Below are 17,693 nucleotides of genomic sequence, written 5' to 3' on the forward strand. Positions count from 1 at the left end.
ATGCCAGATAAAAAAGACCGATTTTGGACCAGATTTTTAGAGCTGGCTCAAAAAGAAATTGCCCCAACAACCTACGAGTACTTTATTTTGGATGCAAAATTAGTAAAGGTTGAACAAAAAGTGGCCTACATCAGCCTGCTCAAAATGAAGATGAACTATTGGAAAGAACACCTCCACTTGGTCATCTTGCCTCTGATTTTGGCAGCTGGCTTTGAAGTTTATCAGGACGAACTTAGCATCGAATACCTGGTGGAAAGCAGTGTCTCTTACGAGGAATTTCAGGACAATAGCGTTGAACCCTTGATTGCCGAGCCCTATTTCCAAAACTCACTGACGTCAAATATCAGTCCCAAATATCAATTTGATAACTTTATCCGAGGAGAAGGGAATCGTTTTGCTTACGCTGCTTCATTAATCGTCTCGGAAACCCCCGGAACACCTTACAACCCGCTGTTTATCTGGGGAGGACCAGGGCTTGGAAAAACCCATCTGCTCAACGCTATCGGTAATGCTGCCATGGCAAGAGACCCAAAAGCAAGGGTCAAATACGTCACAACAGAAGAGTTTGTCAATGAGTTTATCGCCAATATTCGAACAGGTAAAATGGAGGAACTCAAGGAAAAATACCGCACACTAGACTATCTCCTCATTGATGATGTGCAATCCTTGGCTGGTAAGGAAGGAACCCAAGAAGAGTTCTTTAACACCTTTGATGCCCTCCTCAAACACGATAAACAAATTGTTTTGACCAGTGACCGTGCACCAGCTCAACTGGATGGTTTGGAGCAACGATTGGTTACCAGATTCGGTTGGGGAACACCGACTCATATTACACCTCCGGATTATGAGACCCGCTTTGCCATTATCCAAAAGAAAATCGAAAACTACCACCTCTACTTCTCAAAAGAAGCCATAGAGTATTTAGCCAACCAATTTAACTCCAATGTTAGGGAGATTGAAGGGGCCTTAAACAGTATCAACCTCATCGCAACCTCAAAAGGAACTGACCAAGTCACGATTGATTTAATTGCTGAGGCACTTCGGGCCATCAAACCTAATGACATTAAAATGACCGTTATTCCCATCGAAACCATCAAAGAAGAAACTGGTAAATTTTATGGGGTTACTGTCAAGGACATTAACAGCACCAAACGCCAACAGGCAATTGCACTAGCTAGACAGATTGCCATGTACCTAACCCGAGAATTGACCGATTACAGCCTACCAAAAATTGGCAAAGAATTTGGCGGTCGCGACCATTCCACGGTCTTGCATTCCTACCGAAAAATTGAAGAAATGATCAAAGCTGATCCCAACCTCAAATCAGAAATCAATACCATTATTTCTAAACTAACTTAACATTGTGGAAAACATTCTAAAAAAGTCGAAGTTATCCACAAGTTATCCACAAGGAACAAAACCAAGAAAACTCAGCGTTTAAGCTATTTTTCCACAATATACACAAGACCTACTACTACTACTAAACTTAATACTTATAAAATAAAGGAGTTATCATGATCCATTTTTCCATCAATAAAGCCTTCTTTCTTCATGCTTTGAATGCTACCAAACGGGCCATCTCTAGTAAAAATGCTATCCCTGTATTATCAACAATTAAAATCGACGTTACCAAAGAAAGCATTGCCTTAACGGGTTCAAATGGACAGATTTCCATCGAACACACCATTTCACAAACCAATGATAATGCAGGCCTCTTGATTAGTCAGACAGGATCTATTCTGTTAGAAGCTGGTTTCTTTATCAATATTGTCTCAAGTTTGCCAGATGTAACCCTTGATTTTGAAGAGATTGAACAAAAACAAGTGGTTCTCAAGAGCGGTAAATCTGAGATTACCCTCAAGGGTAAGGACGTGGAACTCTACCCTCGCTTGCAAGAAATTGCGACCAACAACCCATTGGTTCTGGAAACTAAACTCCTCAAGACCTTAATTGCTGAAACAGCCTTTGCAGCCAGTACCCAGGAAAGTCGTCCAATCTTGACAGGGGTTCACCTGGTCTTGACCGATAACAAGGACTTCAAGGCGGTAGCAACTGACTCCCACCGCATGAGCCAACGCAAGCTGATTCTTGAAAAAGCTGGTGACAATTTTGATGTGGTGCTTCCAAGCCGATCTCTCCGTGAATTTTCAGGAGTATTTGGTGATGATGTGGAAACTGTTGAGGTCTTTTTCTCCAGTAGCCAGGTTCTTTTCCGAAGCGAAACAACTTCTTTCTATACCCGTCTCTTGGAAGGGAATTACCCTGATACTGACCGCCTGCTCAGCAAGACCTTTGAGACCGAGACAAGGTTTAGCACGGCTAAACTCCGTCAGGCCATGGAACGAGCTCACCTGGTTTCTAATGCCAGCCAAAACGGTACAGTCAAACTGGAGATTACAGGTTCTCAAGTGACGGCCTTGGTTAACTCGCCAGAGGTTGGTAAGGTTAACGAGGAAATCGACACTGTGGCGGTTTCTGGCAGCGATTTGACCATCAGTTTCAACCCGACCTACCTGATTGAGGCCCTAAAGGCCATCAAGAGCGAAGAAGTGACCATCCGCTTTATCTCGCCAGTTCGTCCCTTCACCCTGACGCCTGCTGAGGACAGCGACAACTTTATCCAGCTGATTACCCCAGTTCGGACCAACTAAGCTTTAAGCCCCTCGTGGGCTTTTTTCTTTGGGAAATGGCTGAGCTGCTCTGCTATTTTCCAAAAAAACAAGCGTGCTCACCTTAGTTTTTGTGGTAAAATAGAGCAAGACTTAAAAAAGAAAGAGGACGACCATGTATCAACTAAACTCTCTGGTCGAGATGAAGAAGCCCCATGCCTGCACCATCAAGGCAACTGGTAAGAAAGCTAATTGCTGGCAGGTGGTGCGTGTCGGAGCTGACATCAAAATCAAGTGCACCAACTGCGACCACCTGGTCATGATGAGCCGACACGATTTTGAACGTAAGCTCAAGAAAGTTTTGGAGGGCTAAGATGATTGGAACCTTTTTGAATGCGGGCGGTGTGCTCCTAGGCGGCCTTATGGGCCTTGTCATCGGCTCACGCCTGTCTGAGAGCCTCCAGGACGCCCTCATGAAGGTGACAGGGGTCTCTGTGATTGTTCTGGGCCTATCTGGCAGCTTAGAAGGGCTCAATCAGGCCAGTCAAGCAGCAAGCCCCCCTACCAGCTCCTATGCTGATGATTGTGAGTCTGTCCTTGGGAACCCTGATTGGTGAGCTGGTGGGCATTGAAACTGGCTTCGAGAACCTGGGTCACTGGCTGAAAACCATTAGCAAGAGTGAGGGCGATAGCGGTTTTGTGGACGCCTTTTTGACCACCTCTCTGACCATTTGTATCGGGGCTATGGCCATTTTAGGGGCTATCACGGAAGGGCTGACGGGTGATTACAGTATTTTGGCGGCAAAAGCTGTGCTGGATTTGATTGTCGTCCTGATTGTGACAGCTTCCAAGGGCAAGGGAGCTATTTTTTCTGCCCTACCTGTATTTCTTTTGCAGGGCTCCATCACCCTTTTGGCACAGTTCCTAGCTCCCCTGGTGACTGACCAGGTTCTGGCAAACATTTCCCTGGTGGGTAATGTCTTGATTCTCTGTGTTGGTCTCAATCTGGTCTTTGGCAAGCTGATCAAGGTCGCTAATCTACTGCCAGCAGTTGTTGTAGCAGCGGTCTTTGCTTTGTTTTAAGAACAGTAGAAAATTTCTGGGTGGCTCACCCAGGGATTTTTTCTTTATCAGAACCGAAACTTAAAAAGTCAGTAACATTAAGGGTTTAGAGGGTCTTGTCAACTGCTGGTTGACAACTATAAGTGCTTGAAAGCAACCGATTTCTGGGCTATACTAGACCTATCAAACGATAAGGAGGGTCTACCATGACCATATTTGCAGAACAATTAAAACAAGCTCGCCAGGCCAAGAACCTGTCTCAAGAGGATCTGGCGACTAAGCTCTACCTCTCCCGCCAATCCATCTCCAAATGGGAAACTGGCGAATCTAGCCCCGACCTTGACAACCTTGTCAAGTTGGTTGACATCCTTGACATCAGCCTCGATGAGTTGGTTTTAGGCAAGAAACAGGAACCTGAGGTCATCATTGAGCGGGTGGTTGAGAAGGCTCAGACAGAATGGACCACACAAAAAATCATCAAAACCTACTGGATGGTTTTTGGTAACCTGTTGCTAAGCTTTGCTATCATTTTTATCATTTGGGCCTTATTACACACTGCTGGTGCAGTGCCTTGGCCGTTTTCATTTGAAAGGAGCTTTTGATGACAACCTTAATTGACGCTAGCTTGACACCCTTGTCAAGCTAGCGTCAATTTTTGAGGTGACGACCGATGAATTACTGACAGGTATCAAACCAGAACCAGTCATCATAGAAAAAGTGGTTGAGAATGTCGAAAAGCCCATGAACATGTGGCAATATTTCCATGAAGAATCCAAATGACCACTCGCTGTTGGAGATGTCGTGGCACTCATTTTTGCGACCATTATTCTTTTGGGTGTCTATTTTATTGTGTCCTACTTCAATTAATTTCAAATAAGGGGACCATTTTAGCACTTGCCACCTTTTGTTGCGGGATTCCCTGAGTGGTTTCTAGTCTGCTCAGTGAATTTTTGATAGAATAAGGGTAAAGAAAGCGAGGTAACTCTTATGAGCAAATTTGCAGAGCAGCTGAAACACTTCCGCAGTCAAAAAGGCCTGTCCCAGGAAGGCTTGGCAGAGCAACTCCATCTTTCCCGTCAAGCCATCTCCCGATGGGAGAATGGGGAAACCGCACCAGACCTTGACACCCTTGTCAAGCTAGCGTCAATCTTTGAGGTGACTCTTGATGAGTTGGTGACAGGAGTTAAACCAGTCAACCCTTATGAGGCCTCAGAGGAAGATGATGAGAATCTCCAACTCTTAAAAGGCAGGGAATTTGTTCTCAATCCAGAGACTGGCCAGTATGAAAAAAGGGATGGACTAGCCATTTTACTGGATTTACTCTCAGAATATTGGTGGGTTCTGTTAGTGATTATACCATTATTATTTAACTTTTTTTAACCATGGTAATAAAAGCTTGTCCATCGCAAGCTTTTTTGCTGATTTTCTGCTATAATAGTCATGATTGAAAAATTACAAATGGAGAAACACACATGGCTTTAACAGCAGGTATTGTCGGCCTTCCTAACGTCGGCAAATCAACCCTTTTCAACGCAATTACCAAGGCAGGTGCCGAGGCTGCTAACTACCCTTTCGCGACCATTGACCCTAACGTGGGCATGGTTGAGGTACCAGATGAGCGTCTGGACAAACTGACTGAGCTCATCACTCCGAAAAAGACTGTTCCAACGACCTTTGAGTTCACCGACATTGCCGGTATTGTTAAAGGGGCTTCAAAAGGTGAAGGCTTGGGTAACAAATTCCTGGCCAACATCCGTGAAGTGGATGCCATCGTGCACGTGGTTCGGGCCTTTGATGATGAAAATGTCATGCGCGAGCAAGGCCGTGAGGATGCCTTCGTGGATCCCCTTGCGGACATCGACACCATCAACCTGGAGCTGATCTTGGCTGACCTGGAATCGGTCAACAAGCGTTACGCCCGTGTGGAGAAGATGGCTCGTACTCAAAAGGACAAGGACTCGGTTGCGGAGTTTAACATTCTCCAAAAAATCAAGCCAGTCCTCGAGGACGGCAAGTCGGCTCGGACCGTGGACTTCACCGATGACGAGCTCAAAATCGTCAAGCAGCTCTTCCTCTTGACCACCAAGCCTGTGCTTTACGTGGCTAACGTGGACGAGGATAAGGTGGCTAACCCCGATGACATCAGCTACGTTCAGCAAATCCGCGAGTTTGCAGCGACTGAAAACGCTGAAGTGGTGGTTATCTCTGCCCGTGCCGAGGAGGAAATCTCTGAGTTGGATGACGAGGACAAGGCGGAGTTTCTGGAAGCTATCGGTTTGACCGAGTCTGGCGTTGACAAGCTGACCCGTGCCGCCTACCACCTTTTGGGCCTGGGCACCTACTTTACCGCCGGTGAAAAAGAGGTGCGTGCCTGGACCTTCAAGCGGGGCATCAAGGCCCCTCAAGCGGCGGGTATCATCCACTCGGACTTTGAGCGTGGCTTTATCCGTGCCGTGACCATGAGCTACGACGACCTCATGCACTACGGCAGCGAGAAGGCCGTCAAGGAGGCTGGCCGCCTGCGTGAGGAAGGCAAAGAGTATGTTGTCCAAGATGGGGACATTATGGAGTTTAGATTTAACGTCTAGGGCTCCCCACAAGCCTTTAGTTCGCTCGCTCTCTAGAGTTTCTTGTTTTTTGGGACATAGCAGAGCCAGAACTTAGTGACACACACAACAACCAAACCAAGGCTGGAACCTTTTTCCAGCCCTTTTGGTCTTTACAAAGGAGAAAACTATGGTAAAACTCATCGTTGGCTTGGGTAATGTTGGTAGTAAGTATGACCAGACCCGCCACAATGTCGGCTTTATGGCCGTTGACAGACTTGTCAAGGACCTTGACACCAGCTTTACAGAAGACAAAACATTTAAGGCCTACATCGCCTCTAGCTTTATCAACGGCGAGAAGGTTTACTTTGTCAAGCCGACCACCTACATGAACAACAGCGGTCTGGCTGTTCGAGCCATCTTGGCCTTTTATAACATTGAGCTCAAGGACTTGATTGTCATCTATGATGACCTTGATTTAGAGGTTGGTAAAATCCGCTTCCGGGCCAAGGGTTCAGCTGGTGGCCACAACGGCATCAAGTCCATCATCGCTCATACTGGCAGTCAGGAATTTGACCGCATCAAGATTGGTATCGGCCGTCCCAAGCCAAATGTGGCGGTGGTCAATCATGTTCTGACCCGTTTTGACGAGGATGAGCACATCACCATCCTTAACACCCTGGAAAAGGTTGACAGTGCTGTCAACTTCTATTTACAGAGCCGAGATTTTGAAAGGACCATGCAACAGTACAATGGTTAAACAGGACCTTATTTCCCTTTTTGGGTCAGGAAAATCCTTGGCCAAATGGTTTCCTGCTGTCAGAACCCAGACCCGTCAGCTGGTCATGGGTTTGTCAGGATCCAGCCGTAGCCTGGCCATTGCCAGCAGTTTCAAGCAGGCTGGTGGCAAGTTGCTGGTGGTCACAGCCACCCAGAACGAAGCTGAAAAACTGGCAGATGAACTGGCTGGTTTACTTGACCAAGACCAGGTTTTTCTCTTTTTCACAGATGATGCCCCAGCAGCGGAGTTTCTCTTTTCCTCCCTTGACCGAACCCAGGCCAGGTTGGCGAGTCTGGATTTTCTCCTAGATGAGAGCCGTGAGGGGATTTTGGTGACCAGCCTCATGGGCACTAAAATCCAGCTCCCCAGCCCAGAGACCTACCAAGCCAGTCAAGTGGATTTGGAAGTGGGTCAGGAAATTGACCTTGACAAGCTTGTCAATCACTTGTCAACCTTGGGCTATGAACGGGTGTCTCAGGTGACGGGGCCAGGCCAGTTTGCCCGTCGAGGGGATATTCTGGACACCTATCCCTTGACCGCTGACCAACCTTACCGTTTAGAATTTTTCGGTGATGAGTTAGACGGCATTCGTAACTTTGACATTGATAGTCAGAAATCCCTTGATGGTCTGGACCAGGTGACAATTGGGCCAGCAGACAGTATCCTCTTGACTACTGAGGACATGGAACGAGGGGCAGTCAAGCTAGAAAAAGCCCTTGAGACCGCTCCTGAAGAGGCCAAGGCCTACCTCTTTGATATCCTGTCAACGACCAAGGCAGGATATAAGCACCCGCAACTTGGGAAATTCTTATCCCTCTTCTATGCCAAGGCTCACAGCCTCTTAGACTATTTGCCTGATGGGACACCGATTTTCTTTGATGATTTCCAGAAGTTGGTGGACCGTCATGCTCGCTTTGAGCTGGACACGGCCAATCTCTTGACTGATGATTTGCAGGCAGGTAAGAGCCTGCCTAGCTTGTCCTACTTTGTGGACAGCTATGCCAACCTACGTCAACACAAGCCAGCCACCTTCTTTTCAACCTTCCATAAAGGTCTGGGGAACATCAGATTTGACCAGCTCCATAACCTGACCCAGTACCCCATGCAGGAATTTTTCAACCAGTTCCCTCTCTTGGTTGATGAAATCCATCGCTACCAGAAACAGGGGGCAACGGTTGTCCTGCAGGCTTCTAGTCAATCAGGTTTGGATAAGTTGACAAGTGCTTTACAAGACTATCAAGTCACTTGTCAAACCTGTCAACCTGACCAGCTCCTCAAGGGCCAGGTCCAGATGACCCTAGGCAGCCTGTCCAAAGGCTTCTATTTTGCTGATGAGAAGCTGGTTGTCATCACCGAGGCTGAGATTTTCCATAAGAAAATCAAGAGACGGGTGTCACGAAAAAATATCTCCAACGCTGAACGGCTAAAGGATTACAGCGAGTTGTCAACGGGTGACTACGTGGTTCACCATGTTCATGGTATCGGCCGTTTTCTGGGTATTGAAACCATTGAGGTTTCAGGTATTCATCGGGATTACCTGACCATTCAGTACCAAAATTCTGACCGGATTTCCATTCCCATTGACCAGATTGACAGCCTGTCCAAGTACGTTGCCAGCGACGGCAAGGAACCCAAAATCAGCAAGCTCAACGATGGCCGTTTCCAAAAGGCCAAGCAAAAGGTGGCCAAGCAGGTTGAGGACATCGCTGATGACCTTCTGAAACTTTATGCTGAACGGAGTCAGCTCAAGGGCTTTGCCTTTGCCCCAGATGATGACAACCAAAGGGAGTTTGACGCCGACTTCGCCCATGCGGAAACCGGCGACCAGCTCCGTTCCATTCAGGAAATCAAGGCGGACATGGAGCTTGATAAGCCCATGGACCGACTTTTGGTGGGGGATGTGGGCTTTGGTAAGACTGAAGTGGCCATGCGGGCAGCCTTCAAGGCAGTCAATAGTGGCAAGCAGGTGGCTGTCTTGGTGCCGACCACGGTTTTGGCCCAGCAGCACTATGCCAACTTCAAGGAACGCTTTGACAACTTCCCTGTCAACGTGGATGTTCTTAGTCGCTTTCGCAGTAAAAAAGAGCAGGCTGAGAGCTTAGAAAAACTCAAAAAGGGTCAGGTGGATATCCTGATTGGAACCCACCGTCTCCTGTCTCAAGATGTTGAGTTTCAAGACTTGGGACTTCTGATTATCGATGAAGAGCAACGGTTTGGGGTCAAGCACAAGGAGAAACTCAAGGAACTCAAGACCAAGGTGGATGTCCTGACTCTGACGGCGACTCCGATTCCTCGTACCCTCCACATGTCCATGTTGGGCATTCGGGACCTGTCGGTTATCGAGACCCCACCGACCAACCGTTACCCTGTCCAAACCTATGTCATGGAGACCAATCCTGGCATGGTTCGGGAGGCTATTTTGCGGGAGATGGACCGTGGTGGTCAGGTCTTCTACGTTTACAATCGTGTTGACACCATTGACAAGAAGGTGTCTGAACTCTCTGAACTGGTGCCTGAGGCCTCTATCGGTTTTGTCCATGGCCAGATGACAGAAATCCAGCTGGAAAACACTCTACTGGACTTCATCGCTGGCGTTTACGACGTCCTGGTCGCGACGACCATCATCGAGACTGGCGTTGACATTTCCAACGTCAACACCCTCTTTATCGAGAACGCCGACCACATGGGCCTGTCAACCCTCTATCAACTTCGGGGCCGTGTTGGCCGCAGCAATCGCATTGCCTACGCCTACCTCATGTACCGACCGGACAAGGTCCTGACCGAGGTTTCCGAGAAACGCCTGGAGGCCATCAAGGGCTTCACCGAGCTGGGCTCTGGCTTCAAGATTGCCATGCGGGACCTCTCCATCCGCGGGGCTGGTAACCTCCTCGGAGCCTCCCAGTCTGGCTTTATTGACTCGGTGGGCTTTGAGCTCTATTCCCAGCTTTTGGAGGAGGCTATCGCCAATAAGCAGGGCAGATCAACAGCCCGTCGTAAGGGTAACGCTGAACTCAACTTGCAGATTGATGCCTACCTGCCGACCGACTACATTTCCGATGAACGCCAGAAGATTGAGGTTTACAAACGGATTCGGGAGCTTGATAGCGAAGCTGACTACCAAGACCTCCAAGACGAACTCATGGACCGGTTTGGCGAATATCCAGACCAGGTGGCCTATCTGATTGAGATTGGGCTGATTAAATCCTACATGGACAAGGCCTTTGTCGAAGTCGTTGAGAAGAAAGGTAGAGACCTGATTGTTCGCTTTGAAAAGCTGACCCAGACCCTCTTTTTAACCCAGGACTACTTTGAGGCCCTGTCCAAGACCAGCCTCAAGGCCCGTATCGGTGAAAACCAAGGCAAGATTGAAGTTGTCTTTAATATCCACGGCCAAAAAGACCATCAAATCCTCCAAGAACTCAAACACTTCGGCCAAGCTTTTGAAACCATTAAGGCTAGGAAAAACAAGAACTAGTTAGAGCAGATAACTTAATTTTAGGGAGCTATTTTAGCTCTCTTTTTTGTTTGACGTTAACTCAATAAATATTTTTTTGTAAAAACTGAAAAAAATTCAATAAAAACTGTTGACGGAAAGGATTCAGTTTTATATAATTTACTCATAACTTAAAAAAATTTAGTTTTAACTCATTTCTAAATGAAAGAAATTTTTAAGTGATAACAATTTATGAAAGGAGAACAATTATGGCTAACCCACAAGGTTGGAAAATCAACATTATCATTGAGAAAGATTAATTTATCGGCTATTTAATTCAGATGTAAGAGAAGACATGTTAGTGAGCTGACTAAACATAAGATGTTTTAACTTTTTCCCTCTAATGATAGTTTATTATCGTTAGAGGGAGAGAGCTTGATAAGAAAAAGGAAGGTGTAGAAATGAAATTACTGGCCTATAGAAGTGTGAAACTAGCAGTAGTTGTTACTGTGTTTACAGCTATTTTGGAGGTTATGGTTGCCTATTCATTGGCGTTCTTGGTTGCTGATACGGCTCATGAACTTCTGAGAAATAGTTTATTGGTCGCAGGTATTTATGTGGTTTATGGCGTGTTCATGTACCTTAATGCCAAATTAAGGGCTTTATCACTCTACCATGTGTCACAGGACATGAAGCAAAAAACAGATAAATGGTTAGCGGCTCTAAGTTATCAAGACTTTCATCAGAAAGATCATGGTGAACGATTGTCTGTTTATGTGAATGATGTCAATAAGGTCCTTGATTTAACCTTAACGAAATACTTTTCAATGGTTGAAAAGGCAACTGTAACCCTATTTATTTTTGGGTCACTCTTTACCATTCATTATAGTATGGCCCTTATTTCCCTAGCTTCTTTTGCTATCATGGCCTATGTTCCTAGCCTCTTTCAAAAAGCCCTATCATCACATATATTAGGGGTTCAGGAGGCTAAGGAAACTTATTTGGGCAAGATGCGTGAACTCTTGCAAGGTTTTGATACTTTTATGGAAAATACAGCTTTTTCAGTTTTTCTCAGAAAATCACGACAAGCCGCCCATCAATATGCCACCACTAATTTGAATGCAGATGCCTTTACAGCCCTGATGAGTGCTTGTTTAACTCTGTTGAACTCCCTGTTGACGGTCATTGCTTTAGGAATCCTCTCCTATAATGTGATGAAAGGGCGTGTTCCAGCGGGTGCCTTTCTTTCTGTAACAGCACTACTTCCTAACTTTGGCTCTGCTGTCATGGAATTTTTATCAGAAAAAGAATTTTATCAGTCCGGTCAAACCCTTTATCAAAATAAATTTGGTATGATTGCTAATCCTGCCTTTTCAGAACCTATTTTTTATCAAGCTGTTAAGCCGACAAGTCGTATTTTAACGGTCAAGGAAGACCTACCTAATGATGTGCTTCAAACGGATGTAGAGAGCTTAGTGTTGAACGATGTTGCCGTTACCTTTGATAATAATCAGCTCGCCTTTCCGACAGAGCTGACCTTTGATAAAGGTCAAAAATATGCTATAATTGGGGCAAGTGGTTGCGGAAAATCAACCCTCTTGAAAATTTTAACTGGTCAGTTACGAGATTTTTCAGGACAGTATGAGATTAATGGAGAGCAACCATCAACAAATCTATTCCAGCAACTGTCCTATGTTAATCAAACTACCTTCCTGTTCAATGACAGCATTCGTCATAACATTGACTTAACCAATCAACATTGTCAAGAAGACTTAGCTGCTATGTTGACGATGTTGGGGCTGGAGCAGTTTCATTTGGAGGATGAGATTGTTGATAACGGTAAAAACTTGTCAGGTGGTCAACGCCAACGGCTAGCAATCGCAAGAGCTTTATTGAGAGATAAGTCAGTACTTATCTTAGATGAGGCGACAGCTAATCTTGATGAAGCCACCAGTCGCCAGATTGAAGATTATATCCTGTCAACAGGGAAAATGGTTATTATGGTTACTCACCGTTTAACAGAACAGCTGAAAAACAACCTAAATCAAATCATAACATTGGGGTAAACATTGTGAATAAGAAGAGTTATTTAGTCGATTTTCTGAAATCTTTTGAGCTTGTGACGGTTATCGACGACTTCCTTGATGACAAGGAACAGACGCTCTTGGACAGAATCATGCCTGCGGCTTATAAGCAGGCTGTTTTGTCTTATAGTGAATCCTTAAAGGCTCAAGAATCTATTTTTGGACGTTTTGTGACAAGGGATTATAATTTATTGTTGGCCCTATTATTTCAAATGGATAGCCTTGAGGACTTTGGAACTTATCGACAATTTTTGGTTCAGCAAACCTTGTCCAGCTTTGTGGAGTTACTTGAACAGACTTTTTCCTTGTCACATTTAGAGAAGGGCTACCATCAATTAGAGGAGTTGGATTTACTTCCCACCAATAAGTGGTATTTGTTTACCATCTTATCTGATTTTGAAGCCAAGAAAGAGGAACTTTTAGAAGCCCTGGATCGTCAATATGTGCTTTATTGCCAACAGGCTGACTACCTTTATCGGACTTATGAAGACAAAATCAATCGTTTACAAGAGAGCCTGAGTCAATCTGAGAACCTATATCCCCTTATTTTCAAAGAAGTACTCAGTGAGGATGAATACCACAGTCGGAAAGACTGTTTCATCTTGTTGTTATCAGGTCATTATTTACTCGTTCATTATAAAAAAAATCATCGCTTAATTGCATTAGGTTTGTATGTTTATGACTACTATCTTGAAGTGGAGCGCCAAAAAACAATTAATCAGGAGACCGCCCAGACAGTTCTCAAGGTTCTCGCTGATCCAACTCGGTATGGGATTATGAAATGTATTGAAAAAGGGATGACCTCTAATAAGGAAATTGCTCAACTCTTTTCAATCTCCCCATCTGGTGTGACCTATCAGACCAAGTTTCTTTTGGAAAATCAGATGATTAAGACGAATCCTGAGACCAAGAATTATCAATTGAACCGCGAATTGATTGCTCAGGCCTTGACCAATGTCTTGCTTGACTTGGGAATTGTTGCTGAAAGTGGTCAAGAGTAATTGGCTAACAGAACAAAAAAAGTTTACAAGGCTGTCAACCTTGTAAACTTTTTCTGTCTAAAGCGCCCCTGTCAAACCCTTTTGACAGCAAAAAGTATGATTTCCAAAGACCTTGTATGGTAAACTAGGAGGAGAAAGATTAAACTGAACATGACCAAGGAGGTATCAGATGGAGCTACAAAAGCGGTTGGTTGAACTGAGAACAGAAAGGGGGTTATCGCAGGAAGACCTGGCCGAGAAACTCTATGTCTCTCGCCAGACTATCTCAAACTGGGAACGGGGAAAGACCTACCCAGACATCAATAGCCTGCTCTTGATGGCGACCTATTTTGACGTGTCTTTGGATCATTTAATCAAAGGAGATGTTGATGAGATGAAACATCATGTAGAACAGAAACAATTTAAGAAACAGCTGATTTACTTGGGCTTGTCCTGGTTTGCTTTTGCCTTTATCTATCCGACCAGGTTCTTGTTGACAGCAAATCAATTCACGCTTTTAATTTCCTTGGCGGTTATTGCGTATATTCGTGCTCATGCTCGGGTTTATCATATTTGGAAGAGCCAAGATTTTAAAACCTATGCCGACATTCTAAACTTTTTGGATAACAAGAAAAAACATGAACCTAGTGTGCGTCAGGATATTTGGCTTGTTATTAAGATTATTTTGTTTATCTGCGGTATTTTCATTGCAGGGAGCCTTATTTCTGCCCTCATTTTCTGGTCTTAGTTGACACTAAATTGACAGCACCTTTACAGTGTTGACAACTCTGTAAAGGTGTTTTTCTTTCTTTTGGGGCAATGGCAGAGCAGGAGAAGGTGTTTTTTCTCCTAAAAACCTGATGTCAGCCCTGCCATTTCCCTAAAAACGTGCTATAATGGTAGGGTTAGGGAGGTGAACCCATGAGATTAGATAAATACTTAAAAGTGTCGCGGATCATCAAGCGACGGACGGTGGCCAAGGAAGTGGCCGACAAGGGCCGCATCAAGGTCAACGGTGTTTTGGCCAAGTCATCGACGTACTTGAAAACGGGCGACCAGATTGAAATCCGCTTTGGTAACAAGCTCTTGACGGTGGAAGTTTTGGCCATGCTGGACAGCACCAAGAAAGAAGATGCCAGCAAGATGTATAGCATCATCAGCGAGGTGAGGGTGGCAGACCATGAAGAAGCCTAAAATTGTCCAGATAAACAACCCCTTTATCCGAGGGGAAAACCTGAAAAAACGCTATGAGCAGGAAGCTGATCGTCGGAAAAACCGCTTTTTAGGAGTGACTATGGTTCTTATCGTTCTGCTTTTCATTCTGCCTACCTACAACATGGTGGCTACCTTTGTGCAAATCGAGGGTAAGAAGGCTGAGATTGAGCAGTTGAAGAAGGATTATCAGGCGGTTGAGGACGAGACCAAACGTCAGCAGGAATTGGCCAGACGGCTGCAAAATGATGAATACGTTGAGAAGTATGCCCGTGCCAAATACTACTACTCGCTAGAAGGGGAGGTTGTTTACCTCCTACCTGACTTATTACCAAAATAATGGAAGATTTAATTAAGATTGTTGAGACTTTCTTGACCTATTCTGATGACAAGCTGGCAGAGTTGGCTGAGAAGAACCAAAAATTAAAAGAACAGACTGATGAAAACTAGGAAGGAGGAGCCATGAAACGTTTGTTAGCAAGTTTACTCTTGCCCGTTTTTTTGACCCCTCTGACCATCATCAGCACCGAGCAAGAGCTGGTTCTGTCCAAGTCTGAACAGTTCGAGCTTTTGGCCAATACCAGCTATTTCACAGCCCTGCCTAAAAATCCTCGCCTTTACAGGGACACCCCAGTCTATCTGGATAAAACCCTGACTCGGGTCGGTCAGGTCTTGTCAGCAGATAAACCGCTGCAGATTGAGGGCTTGGTTATCACTGACCAGCTGATTCCTGTTTTTGAGCTCAAATCAGGCGGTTTTCTGCCAGCCAGTCAACTCCTGATTTTTGATGACCAGGAATTGAGCCGTGAGGCTTATGAAGCCAGGGTTTGGTTGCCAAAAGACCTGCTTATTTATGATCGTCCCTTGGTTTTCGGGGCGAAAGTCCTTAAACCAGCTGTGACGGCTTTTGAGGAAGCCAAGGTCAAGCAGGTGGCTAGAACTTACTCGGGCACTTATTATTATCTTGAGGGTAAGGGCTGGGTTGACCGTCAGGCAGTCTATGAAGACCCGATGGCAGCTGTTCAAGCTCTGCTATTGTCCAAATATAAAAAAGATAATATCGGTGTCTATGTCCAGCGTTTGAACGATGACCAGGTGGCGGGGGTCAATCAAGACACCATCATGTATGGGGCCAGCGTGTCCAAGTTGGCCACTATCTACAAGGTTCAGGACCAACTGGACCAGGGCAAGGTCAAGCTGACGGATAAGTTCAAATACACCAAGGACGTGATGGACTACAAGGGCTTCTATGACCCTGAGGGGGCTGGGATTATTAGTAAGGAGCCTGATGATAAGGACTACACCCTCGAAGACCTGCTCAAGGCCCTGACCAAGCATTCAGACAATGTGGCCAGCAACATGTTGGGTTACTATGTGGCAGACAAATTCCATCGGGATTTCCAGCTGGAATTGGCATATTTGCTGGGTCGGGATTGGGATTTGATTGAACGGGACCTGTCTGCGGAGACGGCTGGGCTGATGATGGCCGAGCTTTACCGTCAGGATGGTCTGGTTCTGGACTACCTGTCCGAGACAGCCTACGATGACCAACGGATTGCCAAGGATATTCCTGTTCGGGTGGCCCATAAGATTGGGGATGCTGACGAGTTTCGCCACGATGTGGCCATCGTTTATGCGGACCAGCCTTTCGTCCTATCCATCTTTACCGCAAACGCCAGTTACGAGGACATCACGGCCATCGCTAACGATGTCTATAAGATTCTAAAATGACCTACACGACCATTTGCAAAGAGATTCAGCAGGCTGGCTATTTTGACCAGCATCAGCGGGTTCTGGTGGCGGTGTCGGGCGGTTTTGATTCCATGAACCTGCTCCATTGCCTCTATGTTTCACGTGAAACCCTGGGGATTGAGCTGGCCATCGCCCACGTCAACCACCAGCAACGCCCCGAGGCCGACCAGGAGGAGGCCTACCTGCGGGACTGGGCGGACACTCATGACTTGCCTATTTATGTGGCCCATTTTGAAGGGACTTTCACAGAGGGGGCGGCCCGTGACTTTCGCTATGACTTTTTTTCTAGGGTCATGGCAGAGCAGGGCTACACGGCTTTGGTCACCGCACATCATCGGGAGGACCAGGTAGAAACTATCCTTTTCCGCATCCTGCGGGGCAGCCGACTTCGTCACCTGGCTGGCATCAAGCCTGTTCAGGCATTCGGTTCTGGTCAGCTGATTCGACCCTTCTTGCACCTGTCAAAAAAAGACCTGCCTGAGGTGGTGCATTTTGAGGACAACAGCAACCAGTCTTTAGCCTATGCCAGAAATCGTCTGAGGTTGACCCACCTGCCAGCCTTGAGAAACGAAAATCCCCAAGTTGATCAGCACCTGCTGGACTTGGGGGCGGAGGCAGACTTGCTAGTTCAGGCCTTGGCCGATTTGACTAAGGGCTTGTCGGTGACTGATGTGACTAGTTTTCTGAAACAGAGTCAGGCGGTTCAGGCAGTTCTCTTGCAGAATTACTTGGCGGAGTTTCCTGACTTGCACTTGTCCAAGGCCCAGTTTGAGGAGGTGCTGGCCATCATCCGCACTCGGGCTAACTACCGTGGTCACCTGAAAAACGGCTACTGGTTGGTCAAGTCCTATGATGACTTGCGGATTGAGAAAATCAATCCTCAGACCGATGGTGAATTGGGCCAGTCTGTGCTAAACTATGGCGATGATTTGGTTTTCGGCGGTTACAGCTGGCGATTTGATGACCAAGCTGAGCCAGATGGCTATGGTCTTTCTAGCTCAGCTGCTCTGCTATTGCGTCAGCCAAAACCTGGCGACCGAATCAGGCTAGGGAGCTTTCATAAGAAGGTCTCACGGCTCTTTATCGATGATAAGCTGCCGACCCAGGTGCGTGAGCAGGCCATCGTGGTCGAGCAGGACGGGGTCATCCAGCTGGTGGTGACGGCAGATAAAACTTATTTGAGAAAAGACGGCAAACGTGCTATAATGAAGTTTAGTCTATCAATAAAATGAGG

The 17,693-nt window shown here is 46.1% G+C and carries 18 protein-coding genes; all 18 read left to right on the plus strand.

What is annotated here, in order from left to right:
* The 18 genes from dnaA (at position 1) to tilS (ending at position 17,691) form a co-directional block, all read left to right on the plus strand.
* Entirely contained in the window at positions 1 to 1,359 is a 1,359-nt protein-coding gene (gene dnaA, locus AC3ARB_RS00005) for a chromosomal replication initiator protein DnaA (RefSeq protein WP_488320567.1), read from the plus strand.
* Between the two features lie 155 nt (positions 1,360 to 1,514).
* Positions 1,515 to 2,651: a DNA polymerase III subunit beta gene (gene dnaN, locus AC3ARB_RS00010; protein ID WP_488320568.1), complete on the plus strand. Its 1,137-nt coding sequence runs from the start codon at positions 1,515 to 1,517 to the stop codon at positions 2,649 to 2,651.
* Positions 2,652 to 2,784: 133 nt separating this feature from the next.
* The gene (locus AC3ARB_RS00015; protein ID WP_488320569.1) at positions 2,785 to 2,982 is read left to right on the plus strand and encodes a DUF951 domain-containing protein; all 198 of its coding nucleotides are present in this window, start codon (positions 2,785 to 2,787) and stop codon (positions 2,980 to 2,982) included.
* A 1-nt stretch (position 2,983) separates the two neighbouring features.
* Entirely contained in the window at positions 2,984 to 3,226 is a 243-nt protein-coding gene (locus AC3ARB_RS00020; protein WP_488320570.1) for a DUF554 family protein, read from the plus strand.
* Positions 3,183 to 3,692, plus strand: coding sequence for a DUF554 domain-containing protein (locus AC3ARB_RS00025; protein WP_488320571.1), 510 nt, complete (start codon positions 3,183 to 3,185; stop codon positions 3,690 to 3,692). Before AC3ARB_RS00020 ends, AC3ARB_RS00025 begins: the two co-directional genes overlap by 44 nt.
* Before the next feature lie 185 nt (positions 3,693 to 3,877).
* On the plus strand, positions 3,878 to 4,273 hold the full coding sequence (locus AC3ARB_RS00030; RefSeq protein WP_488320572.1) for a helix-turn-helix domain-containing protein: 396 nt from the start codon (positions 3,878 to 3,880) through the stop codon (positions 4,271 to 4,273).
* A gap of 385 nt (positions 4,274 to 4,658) precedes the next feature.
* Entirely contained in the window at positions 4,659 to 5,051 is a 393-nt protein-coding gene (locus tag AC3ARB_RS00035) for a helix-turn-helix domain-containing protein (protein ID WP_488320573.1), read from the plus strand.
* A 92-nt stretch (positions 5,052 to 5,143) separates the two neighbouring features.
* Entirely contained in the window at positions 5,144 to 6,259 is a 1,116-nt protein-coding gene (gene ychF / locus AC3ARB_RS00040; protein WP_488320574.1) for a redox-regulated ATPase YchF, read from the plus strand.
* A 148-nt stretch (positions 6,260 to 6,407) separates the two neighbouring features.
* Positions 6,408 to 6,977 (plus strand): aminoacyl-tRNA hydrolase, encoded by a 570-nt coding sequence (gene pth, locus AC3ARB_RS00045; RefSeq protein WP_488320575.1) that lies wholly within the window; start codon positions 6,408 to 6,410, stop codon positions 6,975 to 6,977.
* Entirely contained in the window at positions 6,970 to 10,473 is a 3,504-nt protein-coding gene (gene mfd / locus AC3ARB_RS00050) for a transcription-repair coupling factor (protein ID WP_488320576.1), read from the plus strand. The genes pth and mfd overlap by 8 nt, the downstream gene beginning before the upstream one ends.
* Positions 10,474 to 10,892: 419 nt before the next feature.
* Entirely contained in the window at positions 10,893 to 12,497 is a 1,605-nt protein-coding gene (locus tag AC3ARB_RS00055) for an ATP-binding cassette domain-containing protein (RefSeq protein WP_488320577.1), read from the plus strand.
* Between the two features lie 5 nt (positions 12,498 to 12,502).
* Positions 12,503 to 13,516, plus strand: coding sequence for an ArsR/SmtB family transcription factor (locus AC3ARB_RS00060; protein ID WP_488320578.1), 1,014 nt, complete (start codon positions 12,503 to 12,505; stop codon positions 13,514 to 13,516).
* Between the two features lie 169 nt (positions 13,517 to 13,685).
* Positions 13,686 to 14,243: a helix-turn-helix domain-containing protein gene (locus AC3ARB_RS00065; RefSeq protein WP_488320579.1), complete on the plus strand. Its 558-nt coding sequence runs from the start codon at positions 13,686 to 13,688 to the stop codon at positions 14,241 to 14,243.
* A 173-nt stretch (positions 14,244 to 14,416) separates the two neighbouring features.
* On the plus strand, positions 14,417 to 14,689 hold the full coding sequence (locus AC3ARB_RS00070; protein ID WP_488320580.1) for an RNA-binding S4 domain-containing protein: 273 nt from the start codon (positions 14,417 to 14,419) through the stop codon (positions 14,687 to 14,689).
* Positions 14,676 to 15,047 (plus strand): FtsB family cell division protein, encoded by a 372-nt coding sequence (locus AC3ARB_RS00075; RefSeq protein WP_488320581.1) that lies wholly within the window; start codon positions 14,676 to 14,678, stop codon positions 15,045 to 15,047. Before AC3ARB_RS00070 ends, AC3ARB_RS00075 begins: the two co-directional genes overlap by 14 nt.
* Positions 15,047 to 15,157, plus strand: coding sequence for an SP_0009 family protein (locus AC3ARB_RS00080; RefSeq protein WP_488320582.1), 111 nt, complete (start codon positions 15,047 to 15,049; stop codon positions 15,155 to 15,157). Before AC3ARB_RS00075 ends, AC3ARB_RS00080 begins: the two co-directional genes overlap by 1 nt.
* A 12-nt stretch (positions 15,158 to 15,169) precedes the next feature.
* Positions 15,170 to 16,438 (plus strand): serine hydrolase, encoded by a 1,269-nt coding sequence (locus AC3ARB_RS00085; protein WP_488320583.1) that lies wholly within the window; start codon positions 15,170 to 15,172, stop codon positions 16,436 to 16,438.
* Positions 16,435 to 17,691: a tRNA lysidine(34) synthetase TilS gene (tilS, locus tag AC3ARB_RS00090; protein WP_488320584.1), complete on the plus strand. Its 1,257-nt coding sequence runs from the start codon at positions 16,435 to 16,437 to the stop codon at positions 17,689 to 17,691. Before AC3ARB_RS00085 ends, tilS begins: the two co-directional genes overlap by 4 nt.
* Positions 17,692 to 17,693 lie beyond the last annotated feature (2 nt).

The sequence above is a fragment of the Streptococcus sp. ZY171113 genome (assembly GCF_057748235.1).